Source organism: Tsukamurella sp. II2bb (assembly GCF_057815145.1).
Genome location: NZ_JBYPZI010000011.1, coordinates 136,635 through 157,704 on the forward strand (window position 1 = coordinate 136,635; position 21,070 = coordinate 157,704).

25 protein-coding genes are annotated in these 21,070 nt (G+C 70.3%); 15 read left to right on the forward strand and 10 right to left on the reverse strand.

Translation table 11 applies throughout. The features are described from left to right. Positions 1–2 precede the first annotated feature (2 nt). Genes AC21LY_RS21435 through AC21LY_RS21450 form a run of 4 tightly spaced genes read left to right on the forward strand, consistent with a single transcriptional unit; the run spans position 3 to position 3,832 of the window. A complete protein-coding gene (locus AC21LY_RS21435) occupies positions 3–1,034 on the forward strand; it encodes a branched-chain amino acid ABC transporter permease (RefSeq protein WP_489048594.1) in 1,032 nt (343 codons plus the stop codon). Next, positions 1,031–2,242 (forward strand): branched-chain amino acid ABC transporter permease, encoded by a 1,212-nt coding sequence (locus AC21LY_RS21440; protein WP_489048595.1) that lies wholly within the window; start codon positions 1,031–1,033, stop codon positions 2,240–2,242. Before AC21LY_RS21435 ends, AC21LY_RS21440 begins: the two co-directional genes overlap by 4 nt. Further along, positions 2,239–3,093 (forward strand): ABC transporter ATP-binding protein, encoded by an 855-nt coding sequence (locus AC21LY_RS21445; protein WP_489048596.1) that lies wholly within the window; start codon positions 2,239–2,241, stop codon positions 3,091–3,093. The genes AC21LY_RS21440 and AC21LY_RS21445 overlap by 4 nt, the downstream gene beginning before the upstream one ends. Further along, a complete protein-coding gene (locus tag AC21LY_RS21450) occupies positions 3,080–3,832 on the forward strand; it encodes an ABC transporter ATP-binding protein (protein WP_489048597.1) in 753 nt (250 codons plus the stop codon). Before AC21LY_RS21445 ends, AC21LY_RS21450 begins: the two co-directional genes overlap by 14 nt. Positions 3,833–3,847: 15 nt before the next feature. On the opposite strand, the gene AC21LY_RS21455 is transcribed toward AC21LY_RS21450, so the two are convergent. Continuing rightward, complete coding sequence (locus tag AC21LY_RS21455) at positions 3,848–4,027, reverse strand: hypothetical protein (RefSeq protein ID WP_489048598.1); 180 nt, start codon at positions 4,025–4,027, stop codon at positions 3,848–3,850. A 140-nt stretch (positions 4,028–4,167) separates the two neighbouring features. Continuing rightward, positions 4,168–5,370 carry a uracil-DNA glycosylase family protein gene (locus tag AC21LY_RS21460; RefSeq protein ID WP_489048599.1) on the reverse strand — a complete coding sequence of 401 codons (1,203 nt, stop codon included), beginning with the start codon at positions 5,368–5,370 and terminating at the stop codon, positions 4,168–4,170. Between the two features lie 409 nt (positions 5,371–5,779). Between AC21LY_RS21460 and eat the strand changes: the two genes are divergently transcribed. From eat to AC21LY_RS21480, 4 genes are read left to right on the forward strand one after another with little or no spacing between them, the layout of a single operon-like run. Further along, on the forward strand, positions 5,780–7,222 hold the full coding sequence (gene eat / locus AC21LY_RS21465) for an ethanolamine permease (RefSeq protein ID WP_489048600.1): 1,443 nt from the start codon (positions 5,780–5,782) through the stop codon (positions 7,220–7,222). Beyond that, on the forward strand, positions 7,219–8,634 hold the full coding sequence (locus AC21LY_RS21470; protein WP_489048601.1) for an ethanolamine ammonia-lyase subunit EutB: 1,416 nt from the start codon (positions 7,219–7,221) through the stop codon (positions 8,632–8,634). Before eat ends, AC21LY_RS21470 begins: the two co-directional genes overlap by 4 nt. Further along, a complete protein-coding gene (gene eutC / locus AC21LY_RS21475) occupies positions 8,631–9,428 on the forward strand; it encodes an ethanolamine ammonia-lyase subunit EutC (RefSeq protein ID WP_489048602.1) in 798 nt (265 codons plus the stop codon). Before AC21LY_RS21470 ends, eutC begins: the two co-directional genes overlap by 4 nt. A 50-nt stretch (positions 9,429–9,478) precedes the next feature. Continuing rightward, positions 9,479–9,742: an Rv1893 family protein gene (locus AC21LY_RS21480; protein WP_489048635.1), complete on the forward strand. Its 264-nt coding sequence runs from the start codon at positions 9,479–9,481 to the stop codon at positions 9,740–9,742. Here the strand turns inward: AC21LY_RS21480 and AC21LY_RS21485 are convergent. After that, positions 9,726–10,499: an AraC family transcriptional regulator gene (locus AC21LY_RS21485; RefSeq protein WP_489048603.1), complete on the reverse strand. Its 774-nt coding sequence runs from the start codon at positions 10,497–10,499 to the stop codon at positions 9,726–9,728. The genes AC21LY_RS21480 and AC21LY_RS21485 overlap by 17 nt on opposite strands. Before the next feature lie 67 nt (positions 10,500–10,566). On the opposite strand from AC21LY_RS21485, the gene AC21LY_RS21490 reads away from it, so the two are divergent. Next, positions 10,567–11,064 (forward strand): VOC family protein, encoded by a 498-nt coding sequence (locus tag AC21LY_RS21490; protein WP_489048604.1) that lies wholly within the window; start codon positions 10,567–10,569, stop codon positions 11,062–11,064. Between the two features lie 3 nt (positions 11,065–11,067). Here the strand turns inward: AC21LY_RS21490 and AC21LY_RS21495 are convergent, their stop codons facing one another. Beyond that, positions 11,068–11,562, reverse strand: coding sequence for an LppP/LprE family lipoprotein (locus tag AC21LY_RS21495; protein ID WP_489048605.1), 495 nt, complete (start codon positions 11,560–11,562; stop codon positions 11,068–11,070). Between the two features lie 118 nt (positions 11,563–11,680). Here AC21LY_RS21495 and AC21LY_RS21500 point away from each other — a divergent pair, with 118 nt between their 5' ends. Next, positions 11,681–12,676 (forward strand): glutathione S-transferase family protein, encoded by a 996-nt coding sequence (locus tag AC21LY_RS21500; protein WP_489048606.1) that lies wholly within the window; start codon positions 11,681–11,683, stop codon positions 12,674–12,676. On the opposite strand, the gene AC21LY_RS21505 is transcribed toward AC21LY_RS21500, so the two are convergent. Then, positions 12,656–13,741, reverse strand: coding sequence for an alkene reductase (locus AC21LY_RS21505; RefSeq protein WP_489048607.1), 1,086 nt, complete (start codon positions 13,739–13,741; stop codon positions 12,656–12,658). The genes AC21LY_RS21500 and AC21LY_RS21505 overlap by 21 nt on opposite strands. A 41-nt stretch (positions 13,742–13,782) precedes the next feature. On the opposite strand from AC21LY_RS21505, the gene AC21LY_RS21510 reads away from it, so the two are divergent. After that, positions 13,783–14,163: a MerR family transcriptional regulator gene (locus AC21LY_RS21510; RefSeq protein ID WP_489048608.1), complete on the forward strand. Its 381-nt coding sequence runs from the start codon at positions 13,783–13,785 to the stop codon at positions 14,161–14,163. Between the two features lie 12 nt (positions 14,164–14,175). On the opposite strand, the gene AC21LY_RS21515 is transcribed toward AC21LY_RS21510, so the two are convergent. Then, complete coding sequence (locus AC21LY_RS21515; RefSeq protein WP_489048609.1) at positions 14,176–14,514, reverse strand: hypothetical protein; 339 nt, start codon at positions 14,512–14,514, stop codon at positions 14,176–14,178. A gap of 128 nt (positions 14,515–14,642) precedes the next feature. On the opposite strand from AC21LY_RS21515, the gene AC21LY_RS21520 reads away from it, so the two are divergent. Then, the gene (locus AC21LY_RS21520) at positions 14,643–15,065 is read left to right on the forward strand and encodes a nitroreductase family deazaflavin-dependent oxidoreductase (protein ID WP_489048610.1); all 423 of its coding nucleotides are present in this window, start codon (positions 14,643–14,645) and stop codon (positions 15,063–15,065) included. Positions 15,066–15,087: 22 nt separating this feature from the next. Here the strand turns inward: AC21LY_RS21520 and AC21LY_RS21525 are convergent, their stop codons facing one another. Further along, positions 15,088–16,611 (reverse strand): MFS transporter, encoded by a 1,524-nt coding sequence (locus tag AC21LY_RS21525; RefSeq protein ID WP_489048636.1) that lies wholly within the window; start codon positions 16,609–16,611, stop codon positions 15,088–15,090. Between the two features lie 60 nt (positions 16,612–16,671). On the opposite strand from AC21LY_RS21525, the gene AC21LY_RS21530 reads away from it, so the two are divergent. The 3 genes from AC21LY_RS21530 to AC21LY_RS21540 all read left to right on the forward strand — a co-directional run bounded on the left by AC21LY_RS21530 (position 16,672) and on the right by AC21LY_RS21540 (position 19,189). Beyond that, a complete protein-coding gene (locus AC21LY_RS21530; protein WP_489048611.1) occupies positions 16,672–17,334 on the forward strand; it encodes a TetR/AcrR family transcriptional regulator in 663 nt (220 codons plus the stop codon). 64 nt (positions 17,335–17,398) lie between these two features. After that, on the forward strand, positions 17,399–18,814 hold the full coding sequence (locus tag AC21LY_RS21535) for an alkaline phosphatase family protein (protein WP_489048612.1): 1,416 nt from the start codon (positions 17,399–17,401) through the stop codon (positions 18,812–18,814). A 102-nt stretch (positions 18,815–18,916) separates the two neighbouring features. Further along, positions 18,917–19,189 (forward strand): phospholipase domain-containing protein, encoded by a 273-nt coding sequence (locus AC21LY_RS21540; protein ID WP_489048613.1) that lies wholly within the window; start codon positions 18,917–18,919, stop codon positions 19,187–19,189. Here the strand turns inward: AC21LY_RS21540 and AC21LY_RS21545 are convergent. From AC21LY_RS21545 to AC21LY_RS21555, 3 genes are all read right to left on the reverse strand, one after another. Beyond that, positions 19,164–20,144, reverse strand: coding sequence for a HEAT repeat domain-containing protein (locus AC21LY_RS21545; protein ID WP_489048614.1), 981 nt, complete (start codon positions 20,142–20,144; stop codon positions 19,164–19,166). The genes AC21LY_RS21540 and AC21LY_RS21545 overlap by 26 nt on opposite strands. Before the next feature lie 23 nt (positions 20,145–20,167). Continuing rightward, a complete protein-coding gene (locus AC21LY_RS21550) occupies positions 20,168–20,800 on the reverse strand; it encodes a HEAT repeat domain-containing protein (protein ID WP_489048615.1) in 633 nt (210 codons plus the stop codon). Between the two features lie 84 nt (positions 20,801–20,884). Continuing rightward, positions 20,885–21,070 carry a YegP family protein gene (locus AC21LY_RS21555; RefSeq protein ID WP_146437377.1) on the reverse strand — a complete coding sequence of 62 codons (186 nt, stop codon included), beginning with the start codon at positions 21,068–21,070 and terminating at the stop codon, positions 20,885–20,887.

Genomic DNA, 21,070 nt, shown 5'->3' on the forward strand with positions numbered 1-21,070 from the left:
ACGTGGGAGGCGGCGGGACCGCGGTCCTGGCCTCGTCGATCGACTTCAACCCCGGTGGGTTGATCGACGGGTTCTGGACCCTCACGGTCGAGGGTCTCACCTACGGGGCCATCTACGCCCTGGTCGCGGTGGGCTACACGCTGGTCTACGGCGTGCTGAAGCTGATCAACTTCGCGCACTCGGAAGTGTTCATGTTCGGCATGTTCGGCCAGTACGTGGTGCTGGTGATGCTGGGCTTCACCCCCAATGGCAACACCTACGACCAGGGCGTCGCTCTCACGCTGGTCTACCTGCTGATCGCGGGGGTCGGCGCGATGGCGGTCTCCGGCGGTGTTGCGCTCGGGTTGGAGCGAGTGGCGTACCGGCCGCTGCGCCGGCGCGGCGCGCGGCCGCTCGTCTTCCTCATCACGGCGATCGGCATGTCCTTCGTGCTCCAGCAGATCGTCCAGTACGTGCTGCCGCAGGTGCCTGTGGAGCCGCGGCTCGGCGGTTCGAGCGCACAGCCGATCATCTCGCTGGTCCGGCCGTCGACGCAGTTCACGGTGTTCGGCGCGCAGATCACCAATGTCACGCTCGTGATCATCGTCGCGGCGCTCGTGCTCGCGGTGCTGGTCGACGTGCTGATCAATCGCACCGGCTTCGGCCGCGCCATCCGCGCGGTCGCGCAGGACCCGGACGCCGCCACCCTGATGGGGGTCTCGAAGGAGCGGGTCATCATGCTGACCTTCCTCATCGGTGGCGTCCTCGCCGGCGCGGCCGCGCTGCTCTACACCCTGCGGCTGCCCAGCGGCATCGTCTACAACGGCGGGTTCCTGTTGGGCATCAAGGCCTTCTGCGCCGCCGTGCTCGGCGGCATCGGCAACATCCGCGGCGCGCTGCTGGGCGGCCTGATCCTCGGGGTCGCCGAGAACTACGGGTCGATCCTGTTCGGGAACCAGTGGAAGGACGTGGTCGCGTTCGTCCTGCTGATCATCGTCCTCATGTTCCGCCCCAGCGGAATCCTCGGTGAGAAGTTGGGACGGGCCCGCGCATGAGCACCGACGTGACCCCGGCACCGTCGAAGCCGAACGAGCCCACACCGAGTGAGCCCAAGCCCCGCAGGGGGATCGCGGACCCGCTCCGGGACTGGTGGGACGGCCTGTCCCGGCCGATGCAGTGGCTGGTCGGCGTGCCGATCCTGGTGCTGCTCGCGCTGCTGCCGGTACTGCCGATCCCGTTGCTGCCCACGACCGCCGTCGACTTCGGCGGCGTCATGGCACAGGTGGCGATGCTGGCGCTGATCGCGATCGGCCTCAACGTGGTGGTCGGGCAGACCGGCCTGCTCGACCTCGGATACGTCGGCTTCTACGCCGTCGGCGCGTACACGGTCGCGATCCTCACCAGCCCGTCGAGCCCGTTGTTCCACGGCGGCAGCCACGGGATCTTCGACCACTCCGGCGCGTGGGCGTGGCTCGCCTGCGTACCGCTGGCGATCGTCATCACCGGCATCTCGGGCCTGATCCTGGGGACGCCGACCCTGCGGCTGCGCGGCGACTATCTCGCGATCGTCACCCTCGGATTCGGCGAGATCGTGCGCCTCTCGGCGCAGAACTTCACCGACATCACCAACGGTGCATCGGGCCTGTCGGCGATCGCCTTCCCGCCTGTCGGCAAGGCCCCGTCGAACAACGACCAGGGCGTCTTCTCCTCGGGAAACGGTGCGCACCCGTTGAACTCGGGCGTGTGGTGGTACTGGCTCGGGATCGTCCTGGTGATCTGCGTGCTCCTGGTGGTCGGTAACCTGGAGCGCTCCCGCGTGGGTCGCGCCTGGGTGGCGATCCGGGACGACGAGGACGCCGCCGAGATCATGGGCGTCCCCACCTTCCGGTTCAAGCTGTGGGCCTTCGTGATCGGCGCGGGGATCGGCGGGCTCTCCGGTGCCCTCTACGCCGGGCAGGTGCAGTACGTCGATCCGCAGAACTTCAACGTGATCAACTCGATGCTGTTCCTGTGCGCCGTGGTCCTCGGCGGTCAGGGCAACAAGCTCGGTGTGATCGTGGGCGCCTTCCTCATCGTCTACCTGCCCGCGCGGGTCCAGGGCATCCAGGTGGGCGGCCAGAGCCTCGGAGACTTCAAGTACCTGTTCTTCGGCGTCGCGCTGGTGGTGCTCATGATCTTCCGCCCGCAGGGGCTCTTCCCCGCGCGCCAACGGCTGATCGCCTTCGGCCGCAAGGTCTATCACCGGGCGGGAGGTGCCGTATGAGCGAATCGCCGGAGCGACTCCACGAGGAGGCGGTGGCCGAGGTCGTCGCCCCGAGCCGCCCCGTCGAGGCTGACGTGGGGGAGACCCTCATGGCGGTCGACGGGCTGTCCGTCGCCTTCGGCGGCCTCAAGGCACTCGACGACGTCACCTTCTCGATCCGCCGCGGCGAGATCCTCGGGCTCATCGGGCCGAACGGTGCGGGCAAGACCACCTGCTTCAACGCGATCACGGGCGTCTACAGGCCGTCCGCCGGTTCGGTCGTCTTCGACGGTGCGCCTCTGGCCGGGGTGAAGCGCAATCGCATCACCCGGGCGGGGATCGCCCGTACCTTCCAGAACATCCGGCTGTTCAACGAGATGACCGCGCTGGAGAACGTGGTCGTGGGAACCGATGCGCGGCACCGGACCTCCGTGCTGGGCGCGGTCCTGCGGCTGCCACGGCACTGGGCCGAGGAGGCGGACGCCGTCGAGCGCGGGATGGCGTTGCTCGAGTTCGTCGGCATCGGCAACCGGGCCGCGGTGAAGGCGAAGAACCTGCCCTACGGCGACCAGCGGCGACTCGAGATCGCCCGGGCGCTCGCCACCGAGCCGAAACTGCTGTGCCTCGACGAGCCCGCCGCGGGCTTCAACCCCAGCGAGAAGTCCGCGCTGATGGACCTCATCCGCAAGATCCGCGATGACGGCTACACCGTGCTGCTCATCGAGCACGACATGCGCCTCGTCATGGGGGTGTGCGACCGGATCGTGGTGCTCGAGTTCGGCCGTAAGATCGCCGACGGCAGTCCCACGGACATCCGCGACGACCCCAAGGTGATCGCCGCCTACCTGGGAGTGCCCGATGACGAGCTCTGAGCAGACCACGCCGGCGGGGACCCCGGTCCTGCGGATCGACGACCTGGCCGTGCGCTACGGCCGCATCCAGGCCCTGCACGGGGTGAGCCTGGAGGTCCGCCAGGGCGAACTCGTCACCCTGCTCGGCGCCAACGGCGCCGGGAAGTCCACCACCATGCGGGCCCTGTCCGGTCTCGTTCCCGCCGCGCGCGGGACGATCGAGTTCGACGGGCTGGACATCACGACCATGCCCGCGCACATCCGCGTCCGCGAGGGCATCGTGCAGGTCCCGGAGGGACGTCGTGTGTTCCCGGGGATGACGGTGCAGGAGAACCTCGACATGGGCTGTCAGGGAAGGAAGTTCGCCTCCAAGGCGGACTACTCGGCGACACTGGAGCGCGTCTTCGAGCTCTTCCCGCGACTGCTGGAACGGCGGAAACAGGCCGGCGGCACCATGTCCGGTGGTGAGCAGCAGATGCTGGCGATCGGCCGCGCCCTCATGGCCCGTCCGCGCCTGCTGCTCCTCGATGAACCGTCGATGGGCCTCGCACCCCGGGTGATCGCGCAGATCTTCCAGATCATCAGCGAGATCAACCGCGCGGGCACCACGATCCTGCTCGTCGAGCAGAACGCCCAGCAGGCGCTCACCCGCTCGGACCGGGCGTACGTCCTCGAGACGGGGGAGGTCACCGTGGAGGGACGGGGCCGGGCGCTGCTCGCGGACCCGCGGATCCGCGCCGCGTACCTGGGCGTGGCGTAGCCGCGCCGCCGGACGTCAGACCGTCACCACGACCTTGACCTCGGTGCCGGACGCCGCGGCGGCGAAGGCGGCCGCGGAGTCGTCGAAGGAGAAGCGGGAGGTGGTGAACTCGGCGGCCGTCACGGCGCCCGATTCTTGGATGCGCAACTGGAGATCCTGGATCTGCGGCAGCCGGTACACACCGAAGGAGCTCACCACGCCGCTTCTCGTTCAGTATTCGCCACCGCGGCAGCGTCTTCCGTCGGGCGTGGAGTTCGCCGAGGTGGTCGGCCGTCAGCGACTGGAGGGAATCCACGACCTCCACCTCGGGATACTGGGCTGCGTACTCTGCCACCTCATCGGTCGCCTCCTCTCTTCTCGGGGTTGTCCGCCGCGGGCGAACCTACCCTGAAGCCCGGTTGGATGGCCGTCACAACGATGGACTGTCCGTTCGGCAATCGAATCGTGTCATCGACCTGTGCCAGTTTCAGCCGCTCGCCGAGTGTCGAACTCGGTGAGACGGTGTCGTACTCGGAATCGGTATCCCGTTCGGTGAGAACGCAGGTCTCGCTCCCACCGTCGGCGTACCGGACGGTGACGATCGACCCGCGGAAGGCGCGGCTCTCGGTGGAGACGTTGCGTGCCCGTGCCCAGGCGACGACTTCGTCGCGCTTCGCCAGATAGGTGACACGGGCTTGCTCTAGATCGGCCAGCCGAAGTGTCACGGTTCGCTCGTTCTCGGCGAGCCGCTGGTAGTCCTCCCGTCGTTCCCGGCTGTCTCGGCATTCGTCCATGCCGGTACGCAGGCTCCGGCGTAGGTCGAGCAGGCTCGCCTCGGCTATCGAGTACTGGTCGAGCTCGCGATCGAAATCGGCGAGGTCGGCGGTCTGCGTTGCCGATTCGGGCGGGGCTGGTGCTTCGCGGGGAGTAGCCGGTTCGGCTGGACTCGCTGGTTCGGGCGGTGCCGTGGAGGTGGACTCGGACGATTCCTGTGTGCGAAGCGCGATGAATCGAGTGCGGAGATCGTTCAGAGTCGAGCGCCACGTCGGTCGCTCGGCGTGCTCCCGCGGCGTGGTCGACGTGTCCTCCGCGCGCACGTCCTCCTCGGGTGCCGGCGGGTAGTCCTGATCCGGACGTCGCAGGTGATCGGCTGCCACGAAGAACGATTCGGTGAGCTCGCGGGCGTACTTCTCGACCTCACCAGCAGACTTGTAGACCGGATCTGCGGCGCGTGGATGCCAGGACTTGATCACTCGGATTCCGGAGGTGAGCTCCGGATGCGCCTGCTGCAGACGGGGCCAAGCGGCCTTCGCCTGGACTCCGTGGAGGAGAACGACCCGGAGTCGGGGGAGAAGTACCACGAGCCGCGCCAGAGCGTCCGTGGCATCGCGCACGTCCTTCTCGGTAGGAGTGAGCGCTCGGTGCCCCTTCACGAGGGTCGTCGTCGGGCGCCAGGGGAAGGCGTTCCACGCTTGGATGTCGCTCACGTCGATGCCGGAGGCCGCGAGGAGTGCCTTGTACCGCTCCGCGGTCGCGTCGGCGTTCTCGATGCACAGCATCCCGGACCCGTTGCGGCTGCGGGCGTCGGTCTTCGGCCCGGGATCTTGCAGAAGTGCGAGCAGGCGGGCGTTGGTTCCCCCATAGGTCGGAGCGACGTACGGGATGAACGTGCCCTGCTCCGTGCGCAGTTGGTCGACCAGATCGTTTCACCGGCCGCACATGCGGCTCGTAGCGCCTCCGGAACAGGTCCTCGCGGTACGCCGCGTCGCCACACCACTGCATGATTCACGCCCCTTATGAAGACCCCGCCGCGCGCCCGGATGCCCGCCCGCGACCTGCGCTGCAACCCCGCTGCAACGCTTGACTCGTAGTGTTCCAGATCACACCGACAGGAACCGTCGGTGCAACACGCCGATACCGCCCGGAAACACGCCGGGCACAGGATCGACCGTGATCAGGAAGGCCGATATGAGTATTGAGCGCCACGCGCAGCCGCTCCATCACGACGGGGTGGACGCGACCATCGAATCCGACGACTACCTCGCCAAACGCACCCTCCGCTCGGGATCCGCCGGGTGGGTGCTCCTTGCGGGTCTCGGCGTGAGTTATGTGATCTCCGGCGACTACGCCGGCTGGAACAACGGTCTCGCGCAGGGCGGCTGGGGCGGTCTGGCGATCGCCGCCGTGATCATCGCAGGCATGTACCTGGCCATGGTGCTCGGCATGGCGGAGATGTCCTCGGCGCTGCCGGCGGCCGGCGGCGGCTACACCTTCGCCCGGCGCGCGCTCGGCCCGTGGGGCGGCTACGCCACCGGCATCGCGATCCTCATCGAGTACTCCATCGCGCCCGCGGCGATCGCCACCTTCATCGGTGCCTACGTCGAATCCCTCAACCTGTTCGGGATCACCGACGGGTGGTGGGTCTACCTGTTCGTCTACGCGCTGTTCATCGGCATCCATCTCACCGGAGCCGGCGAGGCGCTCAAGGCGATGTTCGTGATCACCGCGATCGCGCTGGTCGGCCTCGTGATCTTCGCGATCTTCGCCATCGGGAAGTTCGACGCCCACAACCTCACCGACATCGCCGTCACCGATGCCGTCGGGGCATCCAGCTGGCTGCCGCACGGTTACCTCGGCATCTGGGCCGCTGTGCCCTTCGCGATCTGGTTCTTCCTCGCCATCGAGGGCGTCCCGCTCGCTGCCGAGGAGGCGCGCGAGCCCGAGAAGAACGTGCCGCGCGGCATCATCGTCGCGATGCTGTTGCTCGTCGTCACCGGTGCGACGGTGTTCTTCCTGGCGCCGGGAGCCGTCGGCGCGCAGGCGATGTCCGCTTCCGGTAACCCGCTGGTGGAGGCGCTCGGGGACGGCGGTGCGGCCAAGGCCGTCAACTACATCGGCCTCGCCGGCCTGGTCGCGAGCTTCTTCTCGATCATGTACGCCTACTCCCGCCAGACCTTCGCGCTCTCGCGCGCCGGCTACCTGCCGAAGAGCCTGTCCGTCACCAGCTCCCGTAAGGCCCCGGTACTCGCGCTGATCGTGCCCGGCGTGATCGGTTTCGCCCTCTCGCTCACCGGAAAGGGCGCGATGTTGCTCAACATGGCCGTCTTCGGCGCGGCGCTGAGCTACGTGCTGATGATGATCAGCCACATCGTGCTGCGCCGCCGGGAGCCCGATATGCCTCGCCCGTACCGCACGCCCGGAGGCATCGTCACCACCTCGTTCGCCCTGGTCATCGCGTGCGCCGCCGTGGTCGCGACCTTCCTCGTCGACCCGAAGGCCGCGGGCCTGACCCTCGCCGCGTTCGCGGCCTTCCTCGTCTACTTCGGGGTCTACAGTCGACATCACCTGGTGGCGAATTCGCCCGACGAGGAGTTCGCCGCCCTCGCCGACGCCGAACGGGAGCTCACATGATCCGCAGCCAATCCGTCCGCGGGGAGACCTTCACCTTCACGTCGATGGCCGACCTGCTGGCCAAGGCCACGCCGTTGCGCTCGGGCGACCAGCTGGCCGGCTGCGCGGCCGCCTCCGACGCCGAACGCGCCGCCGCGAAGTGGGCCCTCGCCGAGGTCCCGCTGACCGCACTGCTCGAAGAGCTCGTGGTGCCCTACGAGTCCGACGAGGTCACCCGCCTCATCATCGACACCCACGACCGGGCTGCCTTCGCCCCGATCGCGCATCTCACCGTCGGGGACCTCCGGGACCTTCTCCTGCGGATCGCGATCGCCGACGATGCCGGTGCCCGGCTCGCCGCCCTCGGTCCGGCGCTCACGCCGGAGATGGTTGCGGCGGTGAGCAAGCTGATGCGCAACCAGGACCTCATCGCCGTGGCGCGAGCGGTCCGCGTCACGGCGGGGTTCCGCACCACCGTCGGCCTGCCCGGTACCCTCGCCACGCGGCTGCAGCCCAACCACCCGACGGACGACCCGAGGGGCATCGCCGCCGCCACTCTCGACGGCCTGCTGCTCGGCTGCGGCGACGCCGTGATCGGGATCAACCCCGCCACCGACTCGCCGCACGCCACCTCGGACCTGCTGCACCTGCTCGACGAGGTGCGTACTCGGTTCGAGATTCCCACCCAGTCGTGCGTGCTCAGCCACGTGACCACCACCCTCGGCCTGATCGAGCAGGGCGCGCCCGTCGACCTGGTCTTCCAGTCGATCGCCGGTACCGAGGGTGCGAATGCCGCCTTCGGTGTGACGATCTCGCTCCTCGACGAGGCGAACGCCGCCGCGCGCGAGCTCGGGAGGGGCACCGTCGGGAACAACGTGATGTACCTGGAGACCGGGCAGGGCTCCGCGCTCTCGTCCGGTACCCACCTCGGTACCGGCGGCGCGCCCGTCGACCAGCAGACGCTCGAGGCGCGCGCGTACGCCGTCGCCCGGCATCTGGATCCACTGCTCGTGAACACCGTGGTCGGGTTCATCGGACCCGAATACCTCTACGACGGCAAGCAGATCACCCGCGCCGGGCTCGAGGATCACTTCTGCGGCAAGCTCCTCGGCCTGCCCATGGGCGTCGACGTCTGCTACACCAACCACGCCGAGGCCGATCAGGACGACATGGACGACCTGCTCACGCTCCTCGCCGTCGCCGGGGTCTCCTTCGTCATCACCGTCCCCGGCGCCGACGACGTCATGCTCGGCTACCAGTCGCTCGCCTTCCACGACGCCCTCTACGTGCGCCGTGCGCTGGGCCTGCGGCCGGCCCCGGAGTTCGACGCCTGGTTGGCGCGGCAGGGCATGACCGACGAATCCGGCGGCCTCCGCGACGTGGCCGTCGAGGCCTCCCCGTTGCGGGAACTCGCGGCGGGAGTCGGGCGGTGACCTCGCCCGAGCGCTCCGACGGCGCCTTCTGGGACGTCCTGCGTGTGACCACGCAATCGCGGATCGGTTTGGGGCGCACCGGCGATGCACTGCCGACGCGCCGCGTCCTGGAGTTCTCGGCCGCGCACGCCGCGGCGCGGGACGCCGTGCACCAGCCGCTCGACGTCGACGACCTCGTCGCCCGGGCGTGGGAACTCGGCCTCGGCGAACCCGTCGCCGTCACCAGCCGCGCGGCGGACCGCGGCGAATACCTGCGCCGCCCCGACCTGGGCCGGGTGCCCGCCGACCTGTCCGGGGTGCCGACGGTGCCCGACGCCGACGTCGCGCTCGTCCTGGCCGACGGACTCTCGCCGCGGGCACTGACCGATCACGGCACCGCGCTCGCGGCGGCGATCCTCGCCGCGCTACCGTCCGACGTGGTCGTGGCGCCGCCGGTCGTGGCAACGCAGGCGCGGGTGGCCCTGGGGGATCACGTGGCCCGGGCGCTCGGCGCCCGGACCCTGCTCGTGCTGATCGGGGAGCGCCCGGGTCTGTCGGTCGCGGACAGCCTCGGCATCTATCTGACCCACCGAGCCGACCCGGAGGACTTCGGGGCGGGGGTCACCGACGCGCACCGCAACTGCATCTCCAACATCCACCCGCCCGAGGGGCTCGGCTATGCCGACGCCGCCCGCATCGCCGCAGGACTCGTCGTCGGAGCCCGCAGGCTCGGGAGGTCCGGGGTCGACCTCAAGGACACCTCGCGCGGCGACTCGTCCCTCGGTGCCGGTGAGTCTGGCGGACTGCCCTCGTGAGGGCCTTCATCGCGGATACGCTGACGCGAACCAGCGAGAAGGAGTTCACCATGGTGGCGGATCGGATCAAACAGAACATCGACTCGGCGGCGAAGATCGCCACCAACGCGGTGCACAAGTCGGGCGAGATCGTCGAGGGTGCCGCGGAGATCCTCAAGGGTGATCTCAAGGGCGGTGCCGGCAAGATCGCCGCCAGTGCCACGAACATCGCGACCACCTCGGCCTCGGAGGGCATGAAGATCGCCACTCAGAGCATGGACGCGGTCCGGGAGACCACCGACGCCGTCGCGGACGAGGTCAACAAGCCGAGGTAGGGCCCCGTCGGTATCCGCCCGGCGTGAACCCGAGCACCTTGCGGAAGTCGCGCACGAGGTGGGCCTGGTCGGCGTAGCCGAGATCGGCGGCGATCGTCGCCATCGGGAGGTCGGGCTGTGTGCGCAGCAGTTCGGCGGCGTGCTGCAGCCGGCGCCGGTGGATCAGCGCGAGCGGCGTCAGGCCGATGAATCGGCGCGTGAGGCGCTGCGCCGTGCGCGCCGAGAGCCCGACAGCGGCCGCCGCGTCCTCGACGGTCGTGATCGCGTCGTCCTCCTCGATGAGCGCGGCGAGCCGGTTCGCCAGCACCGCGTCGTCCGGCACCGTCGGAAGTCCTGCGGTGAGCCAGGATTCGGCGGCCGAGCAGGCATCGTCGACATCCCCGCGGGTCATCGCGGCCGCGACGGTCGCGTGCAGGTCCGGGGCGTCGAGGGCGACGTACGCGTCGAGTATCGACGGTGCGTCGGCGGTGACCGCCGGCGTCGCGGCCGGGCGGAGGAGTGCGCCCACGGCCCAGCCGGTACCCACGAGGTCGCGGTGGCTGCGCACCGTCGTCGCGCCGGCGAGGCCGACGAGCTCCGACTCGACCACGAGGTTCAGGGCGGGGTAGGCGAGCACGTCCTGCCGGGAGGTGCGGCCCGGCGCGATCGCCCACTGTGAGATCCAGAACCAGCGCACCAGGGCGTCCGCAGCGGGGGAGGCGGGCCGGCGCTCGAAGGTCGGGAGCTGCGCCGGGTAGAGGATGCCGCGGGTGTCCACGGATCGATGGTAGAGCTGTCGCGAATCTTCAATCCCGGGGACCGTGCGCGCTCGTAACGTCTCTGGCATGACCGAGAACATCACCGCCGCGAACGGCGCACACACCACGAACGGCGTCCCGCACTCCTTCTCCTCGCTGACGCCCTTCCTCGCGATCCCGAACGCCCAGGGCGCCATCGACTTCTACCGCGACGTCTTCGGCGCCGGGGTGCTCGGGGTCACCGAGATGGGCGGCGTGATCGCCCACGCCGAACTCGACTTCGGCAACGGCCGGCTCCAGCTCGGCGAGCCCAACCCGCAGTTCGGCCTGGTGCCCATGCCCGACGGTGACGCGGACTGCTACTCGCTGGGCCTGTACTGCAGCAGCGTCGACGACGTGGTCGCCCGCGCCGAGGCGGCCGGGGCGACGATCCGCGAACCGGTGATGAACTTCGTCTCCGGTGACCGGTTCGCCAGCATCCGCGATCCCTTCGGGGTGCGCTGGTCGATCATGACGCGCGTGGAGGATCTCAGCGACGAGGAGAGCGCCGCCCGCGTCGAGGAGTGGGCGGCGGCGCAGGGCTGAGCGTCAGTCCGCGACCTGCGGCGGGATCGGGTCCAGCGGCTGCGGGGTGTCCTGCGGCATCGTCTGGAACCGGACGTCGGCACGCCCCGTCGGGTTCGCGTTCGCGTCACCGGGGTTCAGCCATCGGAAGCGCACGGTGATCTGGCCGGGCCCGTTGCTCCCTACCACCGAGGTGAACGCGTCGCCCCTCGGCGTCGGCGTGCCGGCGAACTTCTGGTGGTCGAAGAGCAGGATCTGCACGGGCGAGCTGCCGGTGCCGCGGTCCGTGTCGAGCCGCACCCAGTTCAGGGTGCAGTCCACCGAGCCGCCCATGCCGGTCACGCGCCACGGCACGCCGGGCATCGGCGGCGCGATCGTGTGGATCGCGCTGTCGATACGGTCCTGCGGGAGCTCGGGACAGGCGATCGGGGTGGCGCCGGCCGCTCCGGCCCCGACGGTTCCGAGACCGGTGGCGGCGGCCGCGGCGGACAGGGCGAGTGCGATCAGAGGCTTGCGCATTGCTTCGGTCCTTCCATGACGGGAGGTCGACGCGGGCTCCATCGACGGGCACTGTTTGTATCGGGTAACGATCGTACGGTGTTACCCGCGGCACGGCCGGTGTCACTAGCCTGGGGGCATGAGCGAGGAACAGGGCAGCTACGTCACCGAGAACCAGCCGTACGAGCGCGACACCCGGTACATCGAGACCCGGATCACCCGCGACGGGCGGGACGGTTACCCCGTCGAGGCCGGGCGGTACCGGCTGGTCGCCTCGTACGCGTGCCCCTGGGCGACCCGCACCATCATCGTGCGGCGCCTGCTCGGCCTGGAGGACGCGATCTCCCTGGGCATCGCCGGCCCCACCCACGACAAGCGATCGTGGACCTTCGACCTGGATCCGGGCGGCGTCGATCCGGTGCTGAAGATCCCGCGCCTGCAGGACGCCTACTTCAAACGCGTCCCCGATTACCCGAAGGGCATCACCGTGCCCGCGATCGTGGACGTTCCGACGGGCGCCGTGGTCACCAACGACTTCCCGCAGATCACGATCGACTTCTCGCTCGAATGGACGGATTACCACCGGGACGGTGCCCCGCAGCTCTATCTCGAGGACCTACGGGCCGAGATCGACGAGGTGAACGCGCTCGTCTACCGCGACGTCAACAACGGCGTCTACCGCTGCGGTTTCGCCGGCTCGCAGGAGTCCTACGATGCCGCCTATGATCAGCTCTTCGCCCGGCTCGACTGGCTCAGCGAGCGGCTGTCGACGCAGCGGTATCTGGTGGGCGACACCATCACCGAGGCCGACGTGCGGCTCTTCACCACCCTCGCGCGGTTCGACCCGGTCTACCACGGCCACTTCAAGTGCAACCGCGAGAAACTGAGCGAGATGCCGGTCCTGTGGGCGTACGCGCGGGACCTGTTCCAGACGCCCGGCTTCGGCGACTCCACCCACTTCGACCACATCAAGCGGCACTACTACGAGGTGCACCGCGACATCAACCCGTCCGGCATCGTGCCGAAGGGCCCGGACCTGCAGAACTGGTTCACCGAGCACGGCCGGGAGAAGCTGGGCGGCAGCCCCTTCGGCTCCGGCACCGCGCCTGCGCCGCTACCGATCCCGGCCGGCTGAGACCGCGGCGCACGGGTAGTCGGTGTACCCCTCGGCCGTGCGGCCGTAGAGCACGTCCTCGCGGATGGAGGCCAGCGGCAGGGATCGCCGGATCCGTTCGACCAGGTCGGGGTTCGCGATGAAGGCGCGGCCGAACGAGACGAGATCGGCACCGTCGGCGATCGCGCGCTCGGCGTCGGCCGCGGACGTGGGCGTGCGGTTCTCGCCGACATTGGCGATGACGGTGCCGGCGAACCGAGGGCGCAGATCCGCGAGCGCGGGGTAGTCGTCGTTGTCGGTCAGGTGCAGGTACATCAGTCCGCGGCCGCTCAGCTCGTCGACGAGGCTCCGGTAGAGCCCGGCCGGATCCCTCTCGACCATGGAGAACTGCGGATTGCCGGGCGAGAGCCGGATCGCGGTGCGTTCGGCACCGATCGCCTCCGTCACCGCGTCGACCACCTCGAGGGCGAATCGCATCCGGTTCACGGCCGGCCCGCCGTACCGGTCGTCGCGGAGATTGGTGTTGTCCGCGAGGAACTGGTGGATCAGGTAGCTGTTCGCGCCGTGCAGTTCCACCCCGTCGAAGCCGGCCGCGACGGCGCGTCTCGCCGAGGCGGCGTACTGCTCGACGGCACCGGCGATGTCGGCGGTCGTCATCGCCGCGGGCCGCGGCCACGAGGCCTTCGACCCGTCGAGAAGGTGGAGCAGGTCACCGTCCGGCACCGCCGACGGTCCCGCGGGCACCGAGCCGTCGATGCGGGCGGCCGGATGTCCCTTCCTGCCGCCGTGCATGAGCTGGGCGACGATTCGGCCGCCGTCGGCGTGCACCGCGTCGACCACCCGCGCCCATGCCCGCTGGTGTCGATCGGTCGCGAGGCCGGGGACGCGGGCTTCGCTCTGCCCGGAGGAGTGCGGCCACGTGCCCTCGGTGATGATCAGGCCCGCGGCCGCGCGCTGCCGGTAGTAGTCGGCGACGTCCGCGGTGGGCGAACCGTCGGGTTCGGAGCGCAGGCGCGTCATGGGCGCCATGACGATGCGGTTGGGGAGGTCGAGTGTCCGGCTGCGGTACGGCGTGAGGAGTGACATGTCCGTACGCTAGAACCTGACACCGATGTGAGGGGCAAGCGATGCGGATCGGCGAACTCGCGGAACGCACGGGTGTCAGCGTGCGCTCGCTGCGGTACTACGAGGAGAAGGGCCTGCTCGCGGCCACCCGCACCGCGGCAGGTCAGCGGGTGTATCCGGAGCGGGCGGTCGACCGCGTCGTGCGCATTCAGGAGCTGTTCGCCGCCGGCCTCGCGAGCAGCGTGATCGCCCAGCTGCTGCCCTGCATTCACGACGAGGACGGCTCGCCGAACGCGAGCGCCACGCCGTGGCTCACCGCGACGCTCCGGTCGGAGCGCGACCGCATCGATGCGGGCATCCGGGACCTGAAGCGGGCGCGGGAGGTCCTCGACGCGGTGATCGACACCGCCGCCGGCGGGGCGCGCCCGTCACGGGAACACTGAAGGGGGTCGGGTTCAGCGCCGATATCCCGTGTACCCCTGGTTGTCCCAGGGGCGCGGCGAGATCAGGAACGCCGAGCACCAGCCGCGATTGGCGTACTGCTTGGCGATCGCCTTGTGCCCGTACGCCAGGGCGTAGTAGGCCGCCCGCAGACGCGGATCCGCGGTCGGCGGCTTCGGGATCCTCCCATTACCGAAATCGCGGGTCTCGGCCTTGCTCAGACGGAAGATGCATCGTCCGTCCTTGCACTCCGTGGTCACTGCGTTCGCGGGTGCGATGCCGGCCCCGCCGAACGCGACGGCAGCGGCGAGCGCCGCGCCGATCGATGCGCGCCGGATCCTCGATGCGATCACGGTGAATTCCTCTCTGCCAGTTGATAGAACTCCCGCAGAGTATTGGCGGCGCAGGTCGAGGGCCGTCGGTTCCGCGCAGGTTGGTCCGTTCAGATGACACGTCGAGCACGCGGGCGCATGATGTAGCCGTGACCGACTTCAATCAGACCATCATCGACGAGTTCCGCGCGAACAACGGCACCGTGACCGCCATGGGTTTCGGGCGCGGACTGGCGCTCGTGCACAGTATCGGCGCCAAGTCCGGCGAGCCCCGGGTGAACCCGCTCGCCGCCATCCGCGACGACGAGGGCTGGCTCCTGCCGGCCTCCGCCGGCGGCTCGCCGAGGAACCCCGCCTGGTATCACAACCTGAAGGCGAATCCGGAGATCGAGATCGAGTACCCGGACGAGGACGGCGGCATCTCGACGGCCGCGGTCACGGCCACGGAGCTCACCGGCGAGGCGCGCGACGAGGCCTGGGCGCGGTTCGTCGCCCGCTCGTCCGGTTTCGCCGAGTACGAGAAGGCCGCGCAGGGGCGGATCATCCCAGTCTTCCGACTGACGCCGCGCTGATCGCCGGCTGATCCGCGCGAGATCAGCAGCTCACGGACTCCCGCGCGGGCGCCCGGTCGCGCATCACGACGAACGCTGCGGCGGCTGTCGCCACGAGGAGAAGACTCGAAACCCCGACGGTCGTGGTGACCGCGTCGACCCACGCGGACCGTGCGCTGTCGGCGAGGGCGGCACCGTCGGGCACGGGAAGATCGCCGGCCCGCGAGAGCGTGTCGCCCAGCGTGCGCGACATCCCGTCGTGACGGGTGAAGACGGCGGTCGCGACGGAGCCCAGCACGGCGAGGCCGAGGGCGGTGCCGAGCTCGAAGCTCATCTCCGACATCGACGACGCCTGGCCCGCCCGTTCCGGCGGCGCCGCGTCGAGCGCGACCGCCGAGACGAAGGTGAACAGCGTGCCGTAGCCGACGCCGGCGACCACGGTGCCGAGCACGTACAGCCACGACGGGCCGTCGACGCCGAGCCCGACGAGCAGTAACTGGCCCGCGGCGGCGAACAGCAGCGCCGTGACGAAGGTCGCGCGGCGGCCGAGGTACTGCTCGATCCACGGCGCGCGCATCGAGAAGTAGGCGACGACCGCGGCGGCGGGCAGCCCGAGCAGCGCGGCGGCGAGCACGTCGAAGCCGACGACCGACTGCAGGTAGATACCCGTGAGGTAGGACATCGAGCCCAGCGTGGACATCGCCAGGATCGTGCCCGCGATCGCCATCGCGAAGACGCGGTTGCGGAACAGGTCGAACGGGATGAGGGGGTGCGGAGTGCGGCGCTGCTGGGCGATGAAGGCCACGAGCATCGCCGCGCCGAGGGCCCCGATCGCGATCGTCGAGCCGTGCACGCCGTGACCGGCCGCGGACTTCACCGCGTAGACGAGCGGGAAGATCGCCGCCATCGACAGCGCCACGCCCACCAGATCGAAGCGGGCGGACGAGCCGCTGCGGAACTCCGGGATCAGCAGCGGCCCGGCCACCAGGAAGGCCAGGAAGACGGGCGCGTTGATGAGGAACACCGAGCCCCACCAGAAGTGATGCAGGAGCATGCCGCCGATCACGGGGCCCACCGCCATACCGAAGGAGAAGGCGGCGGTCCAGATGCCGATGGCGATGCCGCGGGCCTTCGGGTCGCGGAAGATGTTGGCGATCAGCGCGAGACTCGCGGGCAGTAGCGTGGCGCCGCCGACGCCCATGAGGGCGCGAGCGGCGATCAGTAGACCGGGCGAGGGCGCGAAGGCCGCGATCACGGAGGCGACGCCGAACAGGCCCGCGCCCCAGGTCATCAGGCGCCGGCGGCCCCAGCGGTCGCCGAGATTGCCCATGGTGATGAGCAATCCGGCCAGCATGAACGGGTAGATGTCCAGCACCCACAGCTGCTGCTCCGGGCTCGGGTGCAGCGCCGCGGTGAGGTGGGGCATCGCCAGGTACAGCACCGACGCGTCCATCGAAACCAGGAACACCGGCAGCAGCAGTGCGGCGAGACCGGCCCAGGCGCGGCGCGGGGTGGTGGACACTTCGAACTCCTCGGTGGGGGACGGCGGCGCGTACGGCGTACGCAGGACGACTGGGTACACTGTACGCAGCAGGTCCGAGCAAGGTCAACGGAGAAGGGGGTAGGGGTGTCCGAGACCACCTTGACCCGCGAGGCGATCGTGGCGGAGGCCGTCCGTCTCGCCGACGAGGGCGGCCTCGAGAAGGTCTCCATGCGGCGGATCGCGGACGCGCTCGGCGCGGGCGCCATGTCCCTGTACCGTCACGTGCCGGACAAGGACGCACTGGTGCGCGACATGGCGGCCACCGTCGGCGCCCAATACCTCTACCCGCCCGAGCTGATGGGACACGCGGACTGGCGGATGCGCGCCCACCTGGCGGCGGAGGCCGATATGCGGCTCTACCTGCACCATCCGTGGGTGCTCCTGGCGCACTCGATGCCCCGCGCCGCAATGGCACCGTCGGCCATCTCCTGCTTCAACTGGCTGGTCGAGGCGTTCACGCACCTCACCGGAGGTGTGGTCGAGGCCGCGGAGCTGACGCTGCACGTGTGGAACCACGTCCAGGGGGCGGGTATCGGGGCCGTCGGGCGGCTCCTGCTCGCCCCGGGCTCGTCGCTCGAGGGGGCGGGCTTCGTCGCGGACCTCGCCGACAATCCTGCGATCGCGGAGCTTCCCCTGCTCGAGGAACTCGTGGCCGTCGATCGGCCCGATCTCTGCGCGGTCATGCCGCTGTTGCACTCCGGTATCGAGGCGCTCTGCGACGGCTTCGCGCAGCGGTACCCGCGCTGAACCTTCGACGCCCGTTCAGCCCGGCGCCACCGGCGATTCAATCCGATGCACCACCGTGGCGATTGTGAGCATTGCGAACCGGCGCACCTTCCTCCGCGGAACCATCGGCGGCGGTATCGCCGCCGGTATGGGCCTGCTCCCTCCGTCGCTGACCGAGGCGCTGGCCGAGCCCGTCCCGTCCGGAGGTCTCGCGGACCTCGAGCACGTGATCTTCCTGATGCAGGAGAACCGGTCCTTCGACCACTACTACGGCACCCTGCGCGGGGTGCGCGGCTTCGCCGACCCCGCCGCGATCCGCCTGCGCAGCGGGCACGACGTCTTCTCCCAGCCCACGCGATCGGGCCTGACGGTGCCGCCCTTCCCGGTGCGCGGCGCCGCCGACCGGCAACGCATGGACGCGGAGAACATCGACGCCCTCGACCACACGTGGAAGGGCGGCCATGCGGCGCTCGCCGATGGCTGGCACGACGGGTGGATCGCCGCGAAGACCGACTCGACGATGGCCTACTACGACCGCGAGGACATCCCCTTCCACTACGCGCTCGCCGACGCCTTCACGATCTGCGACCACTACTACTGCAGCTCACCCACGTCGACCTCGCCGAACCGCAACTTCTTCTTCTCCGGCACAACGGGATACGAGCCCGGCACCGGCGACCGCGCCGTCGGGAACGCCGCCTACGACCGCGGCCACCCCGGCTACGACTGGCCGTGCATCGGCGAGATCCTGCAGGACGCCGGCGTGAACTGGCAGGTGTACCAGGAGTGGGACAACTTCACGGACAACAACATCGAGTTCTTCCGCCGGTTCAAGCAGGTGTCGAAACAGGTCATCGGCGACGCGGGTACCGAGATCGACGACTTCTACCAGAGCCTGCGTCGCCTGCCCGCCGCGGAGGCGCACCGTCGTTCCGCGGGGGTGGACGCCCGGGCCCGGGCCCTCCCGCCCACCGACCGCGAGCTGTTCTTCCGCGGCCTGCACCGCACGGCTACCGGCACCCTCACCGACCGGATCGCCGCCGACATCGCCGCAGGCACCCTGCCGACCGTCAGCTACGTCGTCGCCTCCGAACGGGAATCCGAACACCCCAGCGGCTCCTCGCCGCGCGCGTCCGCGAACCTCGTCTACCGGATCCTCGACGCCCTCGGACGGCACCCCGAGGTCTGGCGGAAGACGGCCCTGTTCCTGCTCTACGACGAGAACGACGGCTACTTCGACCACGTCCCGCCGCCGCGCCCGCCCCGCGACCTCGCCGAGGAGTGGGTCGGTGACCTGCCGTTGGGCCTCGGCGATCGGGTCCCCATGACGGTGATCTCCCCGTGGACGGTCGGCGGGCTCCGCGCCTCGGAGACCTTCGACCACACCTCCACGCTGCGCTTCCTCGAACGCTGGCTGGGCATCGCGGTACCGGCGATCTCCGGTTGGCGCCGTACCGTCTGCGGGGACCTCACGAGCGTCTTCGACTTCCGTGCGCCGTAGGCGCTTCCCGTCCCGTCGCGGCCCCCGTCGCCGGGCGCGCTGAGCCCGCGTTGGAAGCCGCACGCGCCCGCCGTCGGGCGGCGTCCCGGTCAGGAGGCCGGCGTGCGCCCGGCGCGCCCCGTGCCCTATGTGCCCGGCGCCACCGTCGTACCCCGGCCCGACGGTGCCCTCGTCCGCCTCAGCAATGCCGGCACCCGCAGTGCGCATTTCATCGTCTTCCCTTATCACGCACCGGATTCCGTTCCGCTGCACGCGGACGTGCTCGGTGCGTGCGAGCTGACGGTGCCCGCGCCGGGCGGGCGCTACGACCTTCTGGTCCTCGGCCCCACGGGGGAGCATTGGACGTTCGTCAGTGCTCCCGCTGCCGCAGGATGAACGCGGCCGTGCCGGCGATGCGCGGATCGTCGTCGGTCGCGAGCAGGCGCAGCGCGACGGCGGCCCCGTCCGTGGGGATCTCGGCGAGGGCCTGTACCGCGCGCTGCCGCACCGCGTAGTCGGTGGAGGTCGTGGCGAGTGCTGCGATGTCCGCGCTGATCGTCTCGGGTTCGTCGACGGCGAGGACGCCGAGCGTCTCGGCCGCATCGACGTCCCTGTTCCCGTCGCGCACCATCCGGATCAAGTGCGAGGCGGCCGTCGCATCGCCGCGCGCACCGAGCGCGAGGGCCGCGATCGTCCGGACGGCGTCGTCCTCGTGGCGCAGCGCGGTCCGGAGCGCCGCGTCCTGCCCCGGCAGCTCGGCGAGGGTCTCCGCCGCACGGACCCGCACCGCCGGATCAGGAGAGCCGAGGGCGTCGAGCAGGGGAGCGGGGTCGAGGTCCGGCGCCTGTGCCAGGGCCCAGCGCAGGGCCCCGGCCACGTTCGTGCTCTCCTCCGCGAGCAACGCCCCCGTGAGCGCGTCGACGGGGGCACGCCCGCCGGCCAGGAGCGCGGCCCGCTGCCGGCCTCCGGGTGACTCGGAGTCGAGCTCGGACAGGAGCGCCACCACCGCGAGCACCTGCTCCCAGTCCGACGGTTCCGCGGCGGCGACGCGCTGTAGCCGCTCGAGCAGCTCGCTCTCCAGCCGGATCCGCTCCCGGCTGCGAGCGACCATGTCCGCGACGAGATGCTCCGGCGCGAAGGACGGATCGTCGAGCGCGCGACCTATCTCCTTGAGCGACAGGCCGAGTGACCGCAGGCTCTCCACATGGAAGATGCGCCGGATGTCCGCGGCCGAGTACTCCCGGTAGTCGGAGGACGATCGTTGCGAGGGCCGGACGAGGCCCAGCGCGTCGTAGTGCCGCAGCATGCGAGCGCTGACCCCCGACCGTCGCGCCACCTCGCCGATCCGCATCCGATCCGCCCGCCTCCATCACGTCAGTCCGTGCGGCCCAGAGCGGCCACGCGGCGCGCCTCGTGCACCGCGTCCGCGAATCCGGAGTCGGGATCCTCGGACATCCGGATGGTATCGGCGATGTGCTCGCGGGCGGCGTCCGACGTCGCGGTCACCGACAGGAGCGCCGTCACCCCCTCGTCGCCGAGGCCGAGGATCGCGCGACTCAGGCTGCGCCGGGTCTCGCCATCGCCGCGCCCGAGGTGCGCCGCGAGGGTGGAGGCGGCGCACCGTCGCTCCTCCGGCCCGTGGGCGAGCGCCGCGGCGGTGCGCCACGCCGCCCTCGCGACGTCCGGGTCGGGGTCGCCGGCGAGGTCGAGGACGCGGGGCGTCGCCACGGCGGCCTCCGCGCCGCCGATCTTGGACAGCGAGTGGAGCGCCTGACTGCGGGCCTGCGGGACCGCCGATTCGAGTTCGGCGCGCAGCAGAGGTACCGTCGTCGCCGCCGGGAGGCGGGTCAGGGCCCAGGTGAGCATGTCGCGGACGAAGAAGTCCGGTTCGACGGCGCAGCGCGCCACCAGGTCCGGCGCGTCGGCCGGATCCGCGGCGGAACCCGCATCGAGAGCCGCGCGCAGGCGGATCGAGGCGTTCTGATGGGTGAGCAGGGTCCGGGCCATGGGGCCACCTCCATTCATCGGTGGCCCCGATGGAAGACCCTCTCACCGTGACAAGGTCAAGCCCCGCAGGTCAGGGGCGTCGGGTCACTCCTTGTCGACGTCGACCACCTTCGCGCCCTCGGCGGCGCGCTGCACGGCCGCGGCCCCGTCGTGGGCGCCCTTGCGGGAGGCGTAGGCCTGGCCGGAAGCCACGACCTCACCGTTACCGGCCTTGAGGCGGAACCGGAACTTCCCCGCGCTGTCCTCGTACACCTCGAACTTGCCTGCCAT

What these genes read in the sequence shown, in the direction of transcription:
- AC21LY_RS21490 (WP_489048604.1), top strand. Translation starts at nt 10,567, where the DNA reads ATGACCGAGAACATCACCGCCGCGAACGGCGCACACACCACGAACGGC.
- AC21LY_RS21470 (WP_489048601.1), top strand. Translation starts at nt 7,219, where the DNA reads ATGATCCGCAGCCAATCCGTCCGCGGGGAGACCTTCACCTTCACGTCG.
- AC21LY_RS21480 (WP_489048635.1), top strand. Translation starts at nt 9,479, where the DNA reads ATGGTGGCGGATCGGATCAAACAGAACATCGACTCGGCGGCGAAGATC.
- AC21LY_RS21555 (WP_146437377.1), bottom strand. Translation starts at nt 21,070, where the DNA reads ATGGCAGGCAAGTTCGAGGTGTACGAGGACAGCGCGGGGAAGTTCCGG.
- AC21LY_RS21545 (WP_489048614.1), bottom strand. Translation starts at nt 20,144, where the DNA reads ATGCGGATCGGCGAGGTGGCGCGACGGTCGGGGGTCAGCGCTCGCATG.
- AC21LY_RS21500 (WP_489048606.1), top strand. Translation starts at nt 11,681, where the DNA reads ATGAGCGAGGAACAGGGCAGCTACGTCACCGAGAACCAGCCGTACGAG.
- AC21LY_RS21460 (WP_489048599.1), bottom strand. Translation starts at nt 5,370, where the DNA reads ATGCTGTGCATCGAGAACGCCGACGCGACCGCGGAGCGGTACAAGGCA.
- AC21LY_RS21510 (WP_489048608.1), top strand. Translation starts at nt 13,783, where the DNA reads ATGCGGATCGGCGAACTCGCGGAACGCACGGGTGTCAGCGTGCGCTCG.
- AC21LY_RS21550 (WP_489048615.1), bottom strand. Translation starts at nt 20,800, where the DNA reads ATGGCCCGGACCCTGCTCACCCATCAGAACGCCTCGATCCGCCTGCGC.
- AC21LY_RS21495 (WP_489048605.1), bottom strand. Translation starts at nt 11,562, where the DNA reads ATGCGCAAGCCTCTGATCGCACTCGCCCTGTCCGCCGCGGCCGCCGCC.
- AC21LY_RS21445 (WP_489048596.1), top strand. Translation starts at nt 2,239, where the DNA reads ATGAGCGAATCGCCGGAGCGACTCCACGAGGAGGCGGTGGCCGAGGTC.
- eat (WP_489048600.1), top strand. Translation starts at nt 5,780, where the DNA reads ATGAGTATTGAGCGCCACGCGCAGCCGCTCCATCACGACGGGGTGGAC.
- AC21LY_RS21440 (WP_489048595.1), top strand. Translation starts at nt 1,031, where the DNA reads ATGAGCACCGACGTGACCCCGGCACCGTCGAAGCCGAACGAGCCCACA.
- AC21LY_RS21450 (WP_489048597.1), top strand. Translation starts at nt 3,080, where the DNA reads ATGACGAGCTCTGAGCAGACCACGCCGGCGGGGACCCCGGTCCTGCGG.
- AC21LY_RS21505 (WP_489048607.1), bottom strand. Translation starts at nt 13,741, where the DNA reads ATGTCACTCCTCACGCCGTACCGCAGCCGGACACTCGACCTCCCCAAC.